This window comes from Microbacterium sp. ZW T5_45 (assembly GCF_044987415.1).
Taxonomy (GTDB): Bacteria; Actinomycetota; Actinomycetes; order Actinomycetales; family Microbacteriaceae; genus Microbacterium.
In genome coordinates, this window is record NZ_JBJDRJ010000058.1 from 1 (window position 1) to 15,758 (window position 15,758).

Consider the following 15,758-nt stretch of genomic DNA (forward strand, 5'->3'; position numbering starts at 1 on the left):
CTGCTGCACCGCCCGCCACGCCCCCGGTACCGCCGTCCGCCTCCGGCTGGGCCGCCCCCGGGGCGGGAGACGGGCCCGCATGACCCTCCGCTTCGACGACGTGGTCGTGCCGGACGGCGACGAGGTCAGGAAGTGGGCCGAACAGGAGCTGGCGGACCCCAAGTACGCGGATGCGAAGCCGACGTGGTTCGACCTGTTCGCACGCGACGTCCTTCGATTCATCGGCGACCTCTTCAACGGCAACGCGGCGGGGGGTCTCGGCCCGGGTGGGCTGATCGTCGTCTGTGCGATCATCGTCGCCGCCCTCGTCGTGGCGCTGATCGTCTGGGGCCGCCCGCGCGCCCGCCACGCCGTCCACCGACCGATGACAGGACTCCTGGGTGCCGACGACGACCGGACCGCTGCGCAGCTGCGAGCGGATGCCGAACGCAGTGCTGGCGCGGGCGACTGGGACGACGCCACTGTGCTGCGCTTCCGCGCACTCGCTCGAGACCTCATGGAGCGTGATCTGATCGATCCCGCTCCCGGAGCCACCGCGCAGTCGATCGCGCGCGATGTCGGTGCCGTCTTCGCCGCCGAGACGGCGGCCGTGCGCTCGGCCGCCGTGTCGTTCGACGACGTCCGGTACCTCCGGCATCCGGCGACGCAGGAGAGCTATCAGACCCTGGCCGCGACCGACGATCGGCTGCGCGCGCTGCGCCTCGCGGCGGTTCCGGTATGACGGATGTCGCAGAAACGGTGATCCCGGCATCCACCGCCGAGCGCCCCGCTCGCAGAGCCCGCCTGATGAAGATCGGCGGCTGGGTCGTCGTCGCCGCGATCCTCGCGCTCGGGACGTTCATCGCGGGCCAGTTCACGGTGTCGACCCCGGTTACCGGGGCCCTCGATCCCGAGAGCGTCGGCGACACGGGATCGAGGGCGATCGCCGAAGTGCTCCGCGACCAGGGCGTCGACATCGAGGTCTACCGCTCGCGCGAACAGGCGCGAGCCGCACTCGACGACGACACCACGCTGGTGCTGACGAATCCGGCCACGCTCACCGACGACGCCCTGGATCGGCTGCTCGAAAAGGCCGACCGTGTGGTCTTCCTCTCGGCGAGCGCTCACCTTCTCGAGCACCTCGGTCTCGGATCACCCGCGCCCGTCGCACCGGCACCGGGTGCAGCACGCTGCGACGTCCCGGAGTTCGCGGAGGTGGGCACGATCCGCGCCGACCGCGGCTTCCTGCCGGATGACGGGGTGGAGGGATGCTTCGGACAGAGCGACTCCACTGCCGTTCTCGTCTCAGAGCAGAGCGGCACGCGGGTCTCGGTCGTCGACGGCATCCGCCTGTTCAGCAATTCGTCTCTCACTGAGAACGGCAATGCGGCGCTCGCCGTCGCGCTTCTGGGCCAGACCGGGAAAGTGGCCTGGTATGTGCCGTCCTTCGACGACACCGACATCGACGCGGTGACCGCGGATGCGCTCGGCGATCTGACTCCGCCCTGGGTCACACCCGCGATCCTCCTCCTGATCCTCGCCGGGGGTGCCGCAGCGCTCTGGCGCGGCCAGCGATTCGGGCCGCTCGTCGCCGAGACGCTGCCCGTCACGGTGCGCGCGTCCGAGACGATGCACGGCCGTGCCCGGCTCACGGCCAAGGCCGCGGACTCCTCGCATGCGGCGCAGGCGTTGCGCGACGGCAGTCGTCGACGCCTCGCGCGACGGCTCGGCCTTGCGGTGAATGCCTCCGGCGACGAGATCGCGGATGCCGCCGCCGACCGATTGCGTGTTCCGCGGGGCAGCCTGCAGGTGCTCCTGGACGGGCCGCTCCCCTCGGACGACTCCGTCCTGATCGCCATGGCTCGTCAGCTCGGCGAGTTGGAGACGGCCGTCGAACGCTCCGCGCCCACCCCCGGCAGAGAATCATGACCCACGCCATCCACACGGAAGTCGAGACCGCACGTGACATCTGAGAACTTCACCGACGGCCAATTGCGCGCCGCCATGCACCGGGTACGCGGAGAGGTCGACAAGGCCGTCGTCGGCCAGGCGGGAACGGTGACAGGGCTGCTCGTCTCGCTCCTGGCGCGCGGGCATGTGCTGCTCGAAGGCGTACCCGGGGTCGCCAAGACCCTCGTGGTCCGCTCGTTCGCTCGGGCCCTGGGTCTCGACACGAAGCGCGTGCAGTTCACGCCCGATCTGATGCCCGGTGACGTCACCGGGTCCCTCGTCTACGACGCCCGTACCGGAGAGTTCGACTTCCGTGCGGGGCCCGTGTTCACCAACATCCTGCTCGCGGATGAGATCAACAGGACACCCCCGAAGACGCAGGCCGCCCTGCTCGAAGCGATGGAGGAGCGGCAGGTGTCCGCAGATGGCGTCAGCCGCCCGCTCCCCGATCCGTTCCTCGTCGCTGCGACGCAGAACCCGATCGAGCACGAGGGCACGTATTCGCTGCCCGAGGCCCAGCTCGACCGGTTCCTCATGAAGCTCGTGGTGGGCATGCCCGAACGTGACTCCGAGGTCGCGGTGCTGCGCAAGCATGCCTCCGGGTTCTCCCCTCGCGAGCTCACCGGTGTCGAGGCCGCGGTCACCGCCGAGGAGATCCGTGCGGCGCAGGCCGCCGCGGCGCGCGTGGAAGTGACCGACGACGTGCTCGGCTACGTCGTCGATCTCGCCAGAGCCACTCGCCAGTCCCCATCCGTCGAACTCGGTGCCAGCCCCCGTGCCTCGACCGGGCTGCTGGCTGCGGCGAAGGCGTGGGCATGGCTGAACGATTCGTCCGCCGTGACGCCGGATCACATCCAGACCATGCTCGTCCCCGTGTGGCGTCACCGTCTGCAGCTGCGACCTGATGCGCAGATGGAGGGCGTCACGGCCGATGCCGTGCTGACCTCGGTCGTGCAGCAGACCAGGGTGCCGATCTAAGTGTTCGTCACCGGTCGTCTCGCCATCGCGGTCGGCGTCGGGGTCGTCCCACTGGTGCTCGCCGGTCTCGCGGGCTTCTCGGGGTACGCGGCGCTGGGGATCTGGGCCGCCCTGTGCATGGCACTCGTCGCCGTCGACGCGGCCCTCGCCGCCGACCCCGCGGCCGTGACCGTGACCCGCCGCGTACCCGCACGGGCCCGTATCGGCGAGTCGATCACGGTGAGCGTGGCCCTGCAGAACACCGGCGGACGCACTCTGCACGCCCTCATCCGCGACGCCTGGCCACCCACCGCAGGCGCCGACGGCGTGCGACCGCGGGCCACGATTCCTCCCGGGGAGCGCCGTCGTGTGGAGATTCCGCTGCGTCCCCGCCGTCGCGGCGAGCTGCGGAACGAGTTCGTGATGATCCGGTCGCAGGGCCCGCTGGGCATCGCGGGACGACAGGCGAAGCACCGTGTCGCCGGTGCGATCCGCGTGCTGCCGGCGTTCTCCTCGCGCAAGCATCTGCCGTCGCGTCTCGCCCGGCTGCGCGAACTCGACGGCAACACGAGCATCCAGGTGCGCGGGCAGGGCACCGAGTTCGACTCGCTGCGCGAGTACGTGCGCGGCGACGACGTGCGCTCCATCGATTGGCGCGCCACCGCGCGGGCGGGCACCACGATGCTGCGCACCTGGCGCCCGGAGCGCGACCGGCACGTCGTCATCCTCATCGACACCGGACGCACCGCGGCCGCGCGTGTCGGCGACGGCACGCGCGTGGATGCCGCCCTCGAGGCGACCCTGCTGCTCGCCGCCCTCGCCGCACGCGCAGGCGATCACGTGCACCTGCTGATGTTCGATCGAGTCGTCCGTGCCCGAGTGACGGGAGTCGAGGGCAATTCGCTGCTCCCGGCGCTCACCGACGCGATGGCTCCCGTGCACGCCCGGCTGCTGGCCACCGACTGGACGAGTGCATTCGCGGCCGTGCGCAGCCTCACGACGCGTCCGTCGCTGATCGTCGTGCTGACCGCGCAGGACGCCGCGGAGTCGGCGAGGAGCTTTCTCGGCGCGTTCCCCGACGCGTCGCGATCGACGACGATCCTGGTGGGTTCGGTCACGGATGACGGGATCGCCGACCTCGCACGTCGGCACGACTCCCGTGAGGACGTCTACCTGGCCGCGGCCGCCGAGCGCACGATGCGGGATGCCGAGAACGTGGCGGATGCCATCCGCCGGGCCGGCGGTGAAGCGATCGCTGCCGATCCCGAAGCTCTGCCCCCGAAGATCGCCGACCGCTATCTCGAGCTCAAGGCCGCCGGACGACTCTGAGTTCCGCGACTCTCAGCCGGCGAGCAGGCGCGGAGTGCCGGCCTCGTACTCCACGAGGTCGCCGCTCTCGCCGCGCTGAGACGCCCGGCGTCCGACCACGAGCATGTAGATGAGGAACACCGCCAGCGCGGCTGCCCCGATGCCGATCTTGATCGGCCACGGCAGCGACCATCCTGTCACGAAGCCCTCGACGAGACCTGCGAGGCAGAGCGCGAAGATCAGGCCGATCGCGACGGTGGCGAGCGCCCGCCCCTGGGCGGCGAGCGATTCGCCCCTGGTGCGCTGTCCGGGCGCGACCCACGACCAGAAGAGGTGCAACCCGGCAGCCGCAGCGACGAACAGGCAGGTGAGCTCGAGCAGACCGTGCGGGAGGATGTAGAGCAGCATCACCTCGCCCTGGCCATGGGCGATCATGATCCCACCGGCCTGGCCGACCGAGATCGCATTGTTGATCATGGTGAACACCGGCCAGACGCCGGTCACTCCGAACATCACGCACTGCATGGCGAGCCAGGCGTTGTTGAACCACACCATTCCCATGAACTCCGCCGCCGGGTTCTCGGTGTAGTACCCGGTGAAGGACTCATCGGCGTACTGCTGGAGCATGTCCGGCGGGCCGAGCGTCGCGACCAGCTCCGGATCGCTCGAGATCCAGAACGCGGTGCCGAAGGCGATCGCGAGGAACACCACGGCGATCACGAGCGTCGTCCAGCGCAGCCGATAGAGCGCGGCGGGGAGCTGCAGCGTGAAGAAGCGCAGGAAGACCGTCAGCACGTTGTCCGACGCGCCGGTGAGCCGCAGTCGCGACCGGATCAGGATCGTCGACAGATAGGCGCCCTGCGGGGAGTCGCCGACCGAGGTCTTCAGGTCGGCGAGATCGGCGGACGCCGCGCGATAGCGGACGATCAACTCATCGACGCCCGCGCCATCGAGACTGGCTCGACTCAGCTCGTCGAGCCGCTCCCACTCGGCGCGGCGCGCATCCGTCAGCGCATCAGCATCCACCTGATTTACTGTACTCATGTCCGCGCCGATCGATGAGTCCGAAGAGCTGCTCTCCGGCGAGGCTGTGGCGATCGACGCTCTGCCGCTCGGGTTCATGCTCCGTGCGGCGGGATCGCTGATCGACATGGTCGTCGGCCTCGTCGTCTACGGACTGCTCGTCTTCATGGCGCTCTGGCTGAGCTCGAACGGACTGTTGTCCGAGGCGACGTTCCGCATCCTGACGATCGTGGCCCCGGTCGTGAGCTTCCTCGTGCTTCCGCTGACGGTGGAGGTCGCGCTCAAGGGACGCAGCCTGGGCAAGCTCGCCGTCGGCGGACGCATCGTCAGGGCGGACGGTGGTGCCATCGGCTTCCGGCACTCCTTCATCCGGGCGATGCTCGGCGTCCTCGAGATCTACATCACGCTCGGATCCGTGGCGGTGATCACGGGCGTCTTCGCTCCCCGGTCGCAGCGACTCGGTGATCTCGTCGCCGGCACCTACAGCCAGCGCGTCCGTACGCCGCGGCTCGTGCCCCGCGTCCCTGTGCTGCCGCCGGCGCTGGGGGGCTGGGCGCAGATCGCCGACGTCGCCCGCCTTCCCGACCGCCTCGCCCGACGTATCTCGCAATTCCTGCAGAGCGCACCGAACATGGTTCCTGCGGCTCGCGAACGCGTCGCTCGCGAACTCCTCGCAGAGGCGACCCCGTTCGTGTCGCCGATGCCCGATGCGCCGGCCGAGCTCGTTCTCGCTGGCATCAGCGTCCTGCGTCGGGAGCGCGAACGCCGCGCGCTCGAGAAGGCAGACGACCGAACGGCCCTACTCACCGGCCGCCGCGTCGGCGTGTGAACACCGAGAGGTGACGCCTCAGGCGCGCAGCGCCTCGTGACGGATCACGAGCCAGCCCGCCGGCATCGACAGCCGTTCGGTGTGCAGCGCACAGAGGTCATGCGCGTGCGGATGGCGCTCCCATGCGAGAGGACCGAGGGCGGCCATCTGGTCGTGATAGTCGTACGTCAACGTCGCCACGGCCTCACGCGCGCAGCCGACCTTCGAGCAGAGTCGTTCGTCCATATCCCCGTCAGGCTACGACCGCACCGCGGTGCGAAGCGGATGCCGCGCCGCATGCTCCAGACGTCCTAGACTTTTCCCATGCATCGACGTCGCGCCGCTCGCGCCTCCGCTGCTCCGCGGCGCGGAGCCCGGCACGGCCGCCACGGCAGGCTGGGTCGCAGCGACGTCGTCCGGCCGCCCCTCGCTCCCCTCGACGGACGGATCGACAGATTCGATCTGGCCGTCGGTACGGCCGTGGAGTTCCTCCGGGGAACCTGGACCGAGCTCGAGGACGTGCGCTTCGAGATCGGTGCGATGCCGATGCGCGAGACGGGTGACGAGGTGCCGCGCTGGTATCTCGATCGCGAGAATCGGCGCATCGTGCTGTTCCGACTGCCGATCGAGCGGCTTCTGCCGCCGGGACACGACGACGCGGCGCATCGCCGAATGGCCATCGAAGGAGCCGTCTTCCGAGCAGCAGCCGAATACGTCGGCCGTGAGCCCTGGGATCTCGGTCACGACCACTGATCCCCGTCACCGGCGGCGTTCAGGGATAGACGACGATGCTGTTCTCGCCGCTGGCCGGCGGCCACACCGGCCATGCTGCGAGGGCGCCCTTCGCACTCATCGTGACGGCCGCATGCACCGCACTCGACGTGGTGAGCGTGTAGACCGTCTGCGGATCGACGTCGACCTCGAGCGAAGACCCGGCGGGCACGGTCACCTGCTCGGGATCTCCCCCATCGGTCGCCTCGATCGTCACGGTCGCGTCCGTGTCCTCGTCGTTCGTCAGGTAGAGCGCCGCCGCGGGCCCTGCCGGCACGGCGACGAGAACCTCGTCGGTGAACTCCGGCGCAGGGGTCGCCCACGCGAAGTCGCTGCCGGGACCACCGCCGTCCTGCTCCCTGACAGCCGCGAGCACGGCGACGTCGGCATCGACCTCCACGCTGTACATGCCGGGGTCGAGGGATGAGAAGCCGACTTCGACAGGGAAGCCCTGCTCGAGCTCGACGTCGAAGGTGGACGCGACAGCGGAGGATCCGATCTCGCGGACGGTCACTGTGGCCCTGGCGTCGTCACGGGGCGCCATGAGGCGCAGCACGGCCGATGAAGCCCCATCGCCGTCGTCCTGGACGATCTGCACGGCGGGGATCACGGGATGACGCTGGGGGGCGGCGACGGCGTCGACGAGGTCGACCCCGACCGGGTCCAGTGTGCGCACGAGGCTGGTCTGGAGCACCGCGCGCACGGGTGATCCGGTGGCCTCCACGTGCACCACCGGCGCGGTCGCGCCCGCCGCCACAGAGGCCAGCGGCACGACGATCTGACCGCCGGCGGGGACGACCTTCGTGGTCGTGCCGGGGGTGTCGCTGTACGACGTCAGAGTCACCGACGACGGAACGGCGCCGGGGTTGGTCAGAACGACGAGGTCGGAGGAACCGGTCTCGACGGTGCCGCCGACCAGCCACGACTCCGTCGCCGCCTCGCGGCACGGCAGGGCGGCGAAGCCTGTGAGGTCGTCCGCCGTCAGCGTCACGGACTCGGTTGCCGCGATCAGGGGCGCGGTGCGATCGTCGGGCGCTCCAGTGAGGCGCCGCACCTCACCGGCATCCGCCAGGTCGCCTGCCGACAGCAGGGTCGTCTCCGGTTCTGCGCCGATGCTGCCGGTCGTGAACTGAGGAGAGCCGGCGGACGTCTGCTGCAGAGGGTTCGCCGAGTCGCGTCCGATCGCTCGTGCGTCGCCATTGCAGACGAGAACCGTGTCTCCGGGGAGCGGGGTCACCTCGGCCTGTGCGGGCTCATGCATGACTCCGGGAAGCGGAGCGCTCACGGCGAGGACGGTCCCGACCACGCAGGCCGCAGCCACGAGCGCCCCGACGAGCATCCTGACTCCGGTCGTCGCTGCCCTGACGCCACGCTTGTCGCTCATCGCTGGTCCTCCGTCGCTTCCGGACGCGGATCGTCCGACGGCTCCGTCGTCGTCTCCGCTGAGGCGGTACCCGTGTCTGAGGCGGTACCCGTGTTCTCGGTCGCGGTGCTCCCCGCGTCCGTTTCGGGCTCCACCTCCGAGGTACTCGGCGATTCCGGCCCGGCAGGATCCGGCGCTTGCGTGGCATCCGGCACATCTGCGGCATCCGACGTCTCCTCGCTCGTCAGCGCCGCGAGCTCATCGCGCTCGAGATCGACCTCTTCGGCGTGACGCGGGAGGACGAGGGGCTCGTCCGGGGCGCGGCCGACGATCCGAGAGCGTGCACGCGCGGCCCGGCGCGACGCGCGTGTCGGGATCGCGAGCAGCAGCGCGGCGAAGACGACCACGAGCTGCACGGTGGCGACGAGGTGCCCGGTCGCACGCACGGCCGCCGCGGGCGCAGCCCGCGTGATCTCGTCGTCGATGCTCCAGAGCTCACCGCGGCTCGTGGTCCCCGCCTGCACGAATCCCGCGCGCTGATTGAGAGAGGTCACAGCCGACGTGCGCAGGTTCCTGGCACGGTCCCCCTCGTCGTGCACCTCGGCGAGCAGGATGTTCCGGATGCCGAGCGCGGTGAGTTCATCGACGGCGTCGAAATCACGGGCGGAGATGAGGTCCACGGAGAGCGCGGTGATGTCGGTGCCGACGATGTCCGTCGCCGTCGAGAGCAGCGTCGATTGGGCTCCGAGAGTCTCACTCGCTCCCCAGACGACCTCGGCCGAGAGCCCGCCGTCGTTCTGGGGCGTGAGCACGAGCGTTCCCACGGGATGCTCGCTGCCCGCCTGGGCGACGACGAGAGCCGGCAGCGTGGACGTCGGCCCATCGGTGAGGACGGAACGATCGGTGTGGAACGCCAGGAGTGCGGGGGCGGCGCACACCACGAGGGCGACCGAGGCCGCCAGGGCGGCGATCGTGCGCACCCGCGGCGCGGTGAGCATCGTGTCGAGGGTCACGAGCGCGGCCCCCACGAGACCGATCCAGGCGAGGCTGAGTCCCGCTCCGGGCCAGATCGCGACAGGGGCCCCCTGCGCGAACGACACGAAGACTCCCACGGCGAGGAACGCGGTGGCGAGACCTGCGGCTCCGACGAGCAGCAGGGTGATGCCCGCACGCCAGCGCGGCGCGACGGCCGCGAGCAGGGCCAGCAACGCCAGCGGGGCGAGCAGCACGCCGGCCCACGAACCGAGCTCGACGCCGGTCAGAGCGGTCCATCCCGCGAAGTCGGTGGAGGGGAAGCCGGTGGCGAGCGCGAGACGACCAGCGGCATCAGCCGCGGCCCGCGGTCCGGCCCAGACGGCCCCGGGGTCGCCGAGCAGCGAGAGGAGATCACCGGTGCGGAGGTGGCGGATGACGAGCGGCGCGAACATCGCGATGGCGGGGATGGGGATCCACAGCAGGCGGGCAGCGCCGCGGACCCGGCGTCCGGCGAGGGTGATGATGATCGCCACGACCCACAGCACGAGGAGCGCGGGCACCAACGACGGCGAGCACGCCGTGACCGCGGCGAACACGACGGATGCCGCACCAGCCGCTCCCCATGAGCGGTGCGCGACGACGGCGGAGTGGAACAACCACGGCAGCAGCAGATGCACGAGCACACCGGTGGGGCGGCCGTCGACGAGAGCGACGAGGAACGTGGGGGCGAGTGCCCAGACGATACCGGCGAAGATGCGGAGACCGGAGCGGTCGGTGACCCGCGTCGCGGCGAACCAGCCTCCGAGGACGGCGAGCGGAAGAGCGAGGATCCAGAGCAGGACCAGCGAGAACGAGGGCCCCCCTGGCCAGAGCGAGCCGAGCACCGCGACGACCGCGGCGAACGGGTCCGCGGGTCCGACGAGGTCTACGCCGACGCCCCGCAGCCCCCATGTCGCATCGTCCCACAGAGCAGCGACGGTCGAGCGCAGCGGCAGCAGGGCACCTCCGCCGAGCGCCGGCCAGGCCAGGAGGCTGGTGAAGCTCGCGACGCTGACGACGAGGGCGCCGAGCACGGCCCATGCTCCACCGCCTCCGAAGAAGTGCAGTTCGCTGACCGCACCGCGTTCACTGCCGTGGCCGTCGTCGAGGCGGCGACGCAGTTCCGCGCGTGACACGCGCAGAGGTGCGATGCTCGCCCAGCTGCCGGTGCGGAAGGACCGGATCGCTCGGCGAGAGCGGCGGATCGCCCCGAAACGGAACATCGCGGTCAACGCTGCACCCCATTCGGGGAGCACGGCCTCCGGACGCTTGCCGACCAGGTGGGTGATGGACCGCCAGAGCGCGAGCGGCAGCAGCGTCAGCCAGTGCAGCGGCAGCACGATCGCGGCGGCGTACGCGAGTCGGCGATGCAGCTGCGCCACGCGGGTGATGTACGCGCGCTTCGCGCGGCCGTGCGGGAGAGCCGCAGGACCATCGTCGGTCACGGACACGCGGGCGGAAGGAGTGAGGACGACTCGACCACCGCCCAGACGTGCACGGACCCCGAGGTCGAGCCCCTGGTCCGCACCGAGGAGGGCGGGATCAGGGCGCAGAGCGTCACGTACCTCTCCACGGATCAGCAGCCCGCGGATGTCGGCACCGAGCGCTTCGTCGCGCCCATCGTGCTGTCCCTGGTCGAGCTCACCCGCGGCGAGCTCGACCGAGCGCCCCAGTGAGGTCATGCTCACTCCGAGCGAGACGATCTCACGGTCGTCGTCCATCGCGACAAGTTTGGGGGCGACGATCGCCGCGGACGGTGAGCGCTCGAGGCTGCCGACCAGCCGCTCGAGGGCGCGCGGGTGCGGGGCGGTGTCGTGGGCGAGGATCCAGACGGCGGTGTTCTCGAGGACACGCGGCCGTGCGAGTTCCACCGCATCGGCGAACGAGGTGCCGCTGCGCGTCTCGATGATGCCTTCGACGGATCCGGCCACGATCTCGCTCGCGCGCGCGCTGGAGGCGTCGCCGCACATGACGAGGGTGATCGCTGCGAGCGGGGTCGACTGCGAGCGCAGGGCTTCGAGGGTGCGGAGCAGGTGAGCACGGGCCGTGGATCCGGGGCGCGCGACGATGATGGCGTGAACTCGGGCTGGCATGACGTGGTCAGCCTAAGCGCGTGCGTGCGGCGATCCGGTCAAGCCCGACGGCGTGGCCGCGAAGCGGTGCCGTCCGGAGCGTCGCTGTTCGAGCCTCAGCCGGCTTGGCGCTTGAGCTTGCGGCGTTCGCGCTCGGAGAGTCCGCCCCAGATGCCGAAGCGCTCGTCGTTGTTCAGCGCGTATTCGAGGCACTCGCCACGGACTTCGCACGAGGTGCAGATGCGCTTTGCGTCACGCGTGGACCCGCCCTTCTCCGGGAAGAAGGCTTCGGGGTCGGTCTGCGCGCAGAGCGCGTCGCTCTGCCAGCCGAGAGTGTTCTCCTCGTCGGCATCCGCCCGTCGAACACCAGGGACTCCGAGGTTGACCGGATCGACGAACCAGTTCTCGGGTACGTCTGAGCGATAACCCGTCATGTCTCTCCCTCCAACCCTTCGTATCCGCCCCCCGGCGGGCCGTGCACACCTAATTACACCCGTGTGATTCGGTTCGGTCAAGTCGGGGATCGTAAACCCTCAATACCCTGTTGAATGTTCTTGACCGGTTCTCGGCGTGTCGCGATCAGCGCCCCGGGGTCGCGAGGAAGACCTCTCCCTCACCGCGGAGGACGATCCTGTCCTCATCCGCCGAGGCGAACAGGGCGGCGCCCACCGGGATCGAGCGTTCCGCACCGTCGGCCCCCGTCGCAGCGACCGCACCGGCGGTCGCGAGCACCATGGTGGGCCCGTCGATCGCGACGGGGAAGTCCTCGCCCGCGAGCGAGACGCGTCGCAGGGCGAAGTCCGGCACGTCCACCGGGTACTCGGTGACCGCACCGGCCGTGTCGGGGCGCAGGATCGGGACCTCGCCCGGGGTCGCGTCGAGCACGGCGAGGAGCTCAGGCACATCGATGCGCTTAGGCGTGAGACCGCCGCGCAGCACGTTGTCGCTCGCCGCCATGATCTCGACACCCAGCCCCGCGATGTAGGCGTGCAGGAGTCCCGCCCGCAGGAATACGCCCTCGCCACGGCTGAGCACGATGTAATTCATCAGGAGCGCGACGATGACGCCGGGATCGCCCGGATAGGCGTCGGCGATGCGTGCGACGGCCTGCAGCGTCTCGCGCCACTCCCCCGGAGCGGATGCCGCAGCACGCACCGCGTCGATGATCGGTGCGATCTCGGCCTCGCCCGAGAGCAGCCAGCCGATCGTCGATCGCAGCACGTCGCCCTCACCCTGCAGGTGCTCCCGCAGCGACGCCACCGCGCCGGCATCGAGGGCGTCGAGGAGCCGGAGCGTGTCAGCGACCGGACGCAGCCCGCTCAACGACTCGAAACGATCGCTGAGCGCCACGATCAGTTCGGGCTTGTGGTTCGCGTCGCGGTAGCTGCGGTCGGGGTCGTCCATCGCGAGCGGTGCCTCGCGCTCCCATCCGGCCTGCGCCTGGGCGACGGTCGGGTGCACCTGGATGGACAGCGGCGATGCCGCCGCGAGCAGCTTCAGCAGGTACGGGAGCTCTCCCCCGGTCACCGCGTCGAGAGTGCCGCCACCGTCGACATCGGCCGGGTCGCCCGGGTGATCCCCGAACCAGACCTCGGCCTCGGGAGCCGTGGACGGCTCCCTGCCCTCGAGCGCGGCCAGGAGAGAACGGGATCCCCAGGCGTAGTCGCGGGGGGTGTTCGTCAGGCGGATCAGCATGTCCCCAGCGTAGAGGTGCGGCTGCGGTCGATCCTCGCACGTTCAGGTGCGACGATCCCTGCGCGCGGTAGCCTGAACCCGATGGCGCAGTACACGAAGCATCCGGTCGCCGCCCCGCCCACCGCGCCGCCGCGCGAGTCGACGGGGCATCTGCTGCTGCGCGGATACGTGATCCTCGTGCTGTTCCTCGTGTTCGCGCACTCCGCTGTCTACAACCTGCTCGGCGAGGACGGCGCCGCCGCCGTGATCGGCGTCTTCCTGCTCGCGACGCTGGGGATCGGCGTCCCGCTGCTCGCGAGGAGTCATCCCCAGCCCTTCGCCTGGCGGCGGCTGCCCTGGGCAGCGGTGGGATACACCGCCCTCGCCCTCCTCTCCCTCGCGTGGTCGCAGTGGCGCAGCGCCACCATCATCACCTGGCTGCTTCTGGCGACCGTGACCGTGACGGGGCTGTTCGTCGCGCATGTCCTCACGTGGCGCGAGATCGTGCGGGCGCTCGCCTCGGCGTTCAAGTGGATCCTCGGGCTGTCTCTCGCACTCGAACTGTGGGTGTCGCTCGTGATCCGCGGACCGCTGCTGCCGAACTTCTTCGATCGCCCCGAGGGGAAGGTCGACGCGCAGTGGTACTGGGTGCGGGACAATCTGTTCGACGGCGGGCGGATCCAGGGCATCGTCGGCAACGCGAACGTGCTCGGCATCATCAGCCTGTTCGCCCTGCTGACCTTCGGCGTGCTCTTCGCGGCGCGGGCGCGCTGGCGCACGACCCTGGCGCTGTGGATGCTGCTGGCCGCCTACTTCCTGTACCGGACCTCCTCAGCCACCGTGCTCGTGTGCGCGGCGGCCGCGGCTGTCGTCCTCGCGGCAGCCCTGCTGATGCGTCGGGCCGAGGCCCCGCGCAGCCGTCGGGGTCTCTACGCGCTCTTCCTCGGCGGCGGGGCGCTCGCGGCGGTCGCGTTCTGGGTCTTCCAGGCACAGCTGTTCGCGCTCGTCGGCCGAGAGTCCGACCTCACCGGTCGCTCCGACAAGATCTGGGCGAAAGTGCTCGAGCGCGCCGCCGAGCATCCGATCTTCGGCAACGGGTTCTCCAGTCCGTGGGTCCCCACGGATCCCGCGTTCGACCGGTGGATCGAAGATCACGGCATCACGGTGTTCCACGCGCACAACATGTGGCTCGACGTGCTCATGCAGCTCGGCGCCGTCGGAGTCGTCGCCATGGCGATCGCCTACGGCAGCCTGCTCTGGCGCTCCTGGTTCTTCGCGGTCGATCGTCCGCGCTGGGACCTGCGGGGCGACCGCGAGTTCTCGCCGCTCAGCCTGCTGCCCGTGCTGTTCACCGTGGTGCTGCTCGTGCAGGGTCTCACCGAGTCGACCCCGATCATGCTCTGGGGCTGGCTGCTGTTGATCCTGCTGTCGTTCAAGCTCAAGTCGACTCCGCTGATCGGAGTGGGAGAGCGCGAACAGGTGATCGAGAACGGCCGTCCGCCGCGGCGGGTCCCGTGATCGCTGAGCACGGCATCCGTCGCCTGCTGGGTTCGGCGGAGATGGCGCGTGCCTACGCGGTGACCGTGCTCGCCGCCGTCTTCTCGTCGTACGCGATCGCTCGGATGTCGTCACAGGTGACGCTCGCGACGATCATCGGGCTGCTCTGCGTGGTGGGCGCGGCGATCCTCTGGGTGCGCCGCGAGGAACTCTCGCTGCTGCGTCTCGCGCCCACCTCGCTGCTGATCTTCCTGACCTGGGCACTCGTGAGCCTGGTGTGGACGACCGACAAGGGCGACACGGTCGCCGGCTGGCTCGCCCTGGTCGGCTACGGGTTCCTCGCGATCGCCGTCGGCCATCTCCGTGACACCCTGCAGACGGTCCGTGCGCTGGGAGACACGCTACGGGCGCTGCTCGTGGTCTCTCTCGTGCTCGAGATCCTCTCGGGCATCCTCTTCGACATCCCGTTCCGCTTTCTCGGCATCCAGGGGAATCTCGCGGTCGGCGGACCGGTGCAGGGCATGTTCGGCAGCCGCAACATGCTCGGCTTCGTCGTCGTGATCGCGCTGATCACGTTCGTGATCGAGTGGAGATCCCAGTCGGTGTCGGCACGGTTGGCGATCCCGTCGATCTCGCTCGCCGCGCTGCTCGCAGTGCTGTCGTCGTCTCCGACCGTGATCGTCCTCGCGGTGTGCGTCGGAGTGACCGCGGTCGCACTCACGATCGTGCGGCACACGCCCGCGGAGAGGCGTGGTCTCGTGCAGGGCGTGCTCGCGGCCCTGGTGACCATGGCACTGATCGCAGCGTTCTCACTGCGACACGCGATCATCCGGCTGCTGGACGCGGGTTCGGACTTCTCGATGCGCGGGTCGCTGTGGAACATGATCCTCGACTACACGCCGCTGCATCCGGTACAGGGATGGGGCTGGTTCGGCGCGTGGCGGCCGGCTGAGTATCCGTTCTGGAACATCAACTTCAAGCTCGACGAGCACCACGCGAGCGCCCTGAACGCGTACTTCGATGTGCTGCTGCAGCTGGGAGCCGCAGGGCTCGTGCTCTTCCTGCTGCTCGGCGGCGTGGCGATCGTGCGCTCGTGGCTCGTCGCGAGCGCACGCCGCTCGATCGTCTACGCATGGACGCCGCTGATGCTGGTCGCGCTCGCCGTCGAGTCGATGTTCGAGAGCTTCACGATCGTCGGCGCCGGCTGGTTCATGCTCGTGCTGTGCGCACTGCGGGCCGGGCAGTCGCGCTCGTGGCGCGAGAACATCGACGCCGCGAACACCGGGGTGATCCCGACGTTGCACGCGGAGCGCTGAGCGGGGGCTTCAGGGGAATCGGGGCG

14 protein-coding genes are annotated in these 15,758 nt (G+C 70.1%); 8 read left to right on the forward strand and 6 right to left on the reverse strand.

The features are described from left to right. The first annotated feature begins 79 nt into the window (after positions 1-79). The 4 genes from ACI3KS_RS18515 (at position 80) to ACI3KS_RS18530 (ending at position 4,215) form a co-directional block, all read left to right on the forward strand. Positions 80-721, forward strand: a complete 642-nt coding sequence (locus ACI3KS_RS18515) for a DUF4129 domain-containing protein (RefSeq protein ID WP_404920013.1) — start codon at positions 80-82, stop codon at positions 719-721. After that, positions 718-1,908: a DUF4350 domain-containing protein gene (locus ACI3KS_RS18520; protein WP_404920014.1), complete on the forward strand. Its 1,191-nt coding sequence runs from the start codon at positions 718-720 to the stop codon at positions 1,906-1,908. Before ACI3KS_RS18515 ends, ACI3KS_RS18520 begins: the two co-directional genes overlap by 4 nt. Before the next feature lie 75 nt (positions 1,909-1,983). Continuing rightward, positions 1,984-2,907 carry an AAA family ATPase gene (locus ACI3KS_RS18525; RefSeq protein ID WP_404920026.1) on the forward strand — a complete coding sequence of 308 codons (924 nt, stop codon included), beginning with the start codon at positions 1,984-1,986 and terminating at the stop codon, positions 2,905-2,907. Then, complete coding sequence (locus ACI3KS_RS18530; RefSeq protein ID WP_404920015.1) at positions 2,908-4,215, forward strand: DUF58 domain-containing protein; 1,308 nt, start codon at positions 2,908-2,910, stop codon at positions 4,213-4,215. Between the two features lie 12 nt (positions 4,216-4,227). On the opposite strand, the gene ACI3KS_RS18535 is transcribed toward ACI3KS_RS18530, so the two are convergent. Further along, positions 4,228-5,220, reverse strand: a complete 993-nt coding sequence (locus ACI3KS_RS18535) for a stage II sporulation protein M (RefSeq protein ID WP_404920016.1) — start codon at positions 5,218-5,220, stop codon at positions 4,228-4,230. 16 nt (positions 5,221-5,236) lie between these two features. Here ACI3KS_RS18535 and ACI3KS_RS18540 point away from each other — a divergent pair, with 16 nt between their 5' ends. Continuing rightward, a complete protein-coding gene (locus ACI3KS_RS18540) occupies positions 5,237-6,046 on the forward strand; it encodes an RDD family protein (protein ID WP_404920017.1) in 810 nt (269 codons plus the stop codon). Between the two features lie 18 nt (positions 6,047-6,064). Here ACI3KS_RS18540 and ACI3KS_RS18545 read toward each other — a convergent pair whose 3' ends face one another. Beyond that, positions 6,065-6,271 carry a DUF3499 family protein gene (locus ACI3KS_RS18545; RefSeq protein ID WP_404920018.1) on the reverse strand — a complete coding sequence of 69 codons (207 nt, stop codon included), beginning with the start codon at positions 6,269-6,271 and terminating at the stop codon, positions 6,065-6,067. A 78-nt stretch (positions 6,272-6,349) separates the two neighbouring features. Between ACI3KS_RS18545 and ACI3KS_RS18550 the strand changes: the two genes are divergently transcribed. Continuing rightward, complete coding sequence (locus tag ACI3KS_RS18550; protein WP_404920019.1) at positions 6,350-6,778, forward strand: hypothetical protein; 429 nt, start codon at positions 6,350-6,352, stop codon at positions 6,776-6,778. Positions 6,779-6,797: 19 nt separating this feature from the next. On the opposite strand, the gene ACI3KS_RS18555 is transcribed toward ACI3KS_RS18550, so the two are convergent. The 4 genes from ACI3KS_RS18555 to manA form a co-directional block, all read right to left on the reverse strand. After that, the gene (locus tag ACI3KS_RS18555; RefSeq protein ID WP_404920020.1) at positions 6,798-8,180 is read right to left on the reverse strand and encodes a DUF5719 family protein; all 1,383 of its coding nucleotides are present in this window, start codon (positions 8,178-8,180) and stop codon (positions 6,798-6,800) included. After that, positions 8,177-11,266, reverse strand: a complete 3,090-nt coding sequence (locus tag ACI3KS_RS18560) for a glycosyltransferase family 2 protein (RefSeq protein WP_404920021.1) — start codon at positions 11,264-11,266, stop codon at positions 8,177-8,179. Before ACI3KS_RS18560 ends, ACI3KS_RS18555 begins: the two co-directional genes overlap by 4 nt. A gap of 95 nt (positions 11,267-11,361) precedes the next feature. Then, positions 11,362-11,679 carry a WhiB family transcriptional regulator gene (locus ACI3KS_RS18565; RefSeq protein ID WP_404920022.1) on the reverse strand — a complete coding sequence of 106 codons (318 nt, stop codon included), beginning with the start codon at positions 11,677-11,679 and terminating at the stop codon, positions 11,362-11,364. Positions 11,680-11,824: 145 nt separating this feature from the next. Beyond that, on the reverse strand, positions 11,825-12,940 hold the full coding sequence (gene manA / locus ACI3KS_RS18570) for a mannose-6-phosphate isomerase, class I (protein WP_404920023.1): 1,116 nt from the start codon (positions 12,938-12,940) through the stop codon (positions 11,825-11,827). A gap of 81 nt (positions 12,941-13,021) precedes the next feature. Between manA and ACI3KS_RS18575 the strand changes: the two genes are divergently transcribed. Both ACI3KS_RS18575 and ACI3KS_RS18580 read left to right on the forward strand, forming a co-directional pair. Then, the gene (locus tag ACI3KS_RS18575) at positions 13,022-14,437 is read left to right on the forward strand and encodes an O-antigen ligase family protein (RefSeq protein WP_404920024.1); all 1,416 of its coding nucleotides are present in this window, start codon (positions 13,022-13,024) and stop codon (positions 14,435-14,437) included. Next, positions 14,434-15,732 (forward strand): O-antigen ligase family protein, encoded by a 1,299-nt coding sequence (locus ACI3KS_RS18580; protein ID WP_404920025.1) that lies wholly within the window; start codon positions 14,434-14,436, stop codon positions 15,730-15,732. Before ACI3KS_RS18575 ends, ACI3KS_RS18580 begins: the two co-directional genes overlap by 4 nt. Positions 15,733-15,758: the final 26 nt, after the last annotated feature.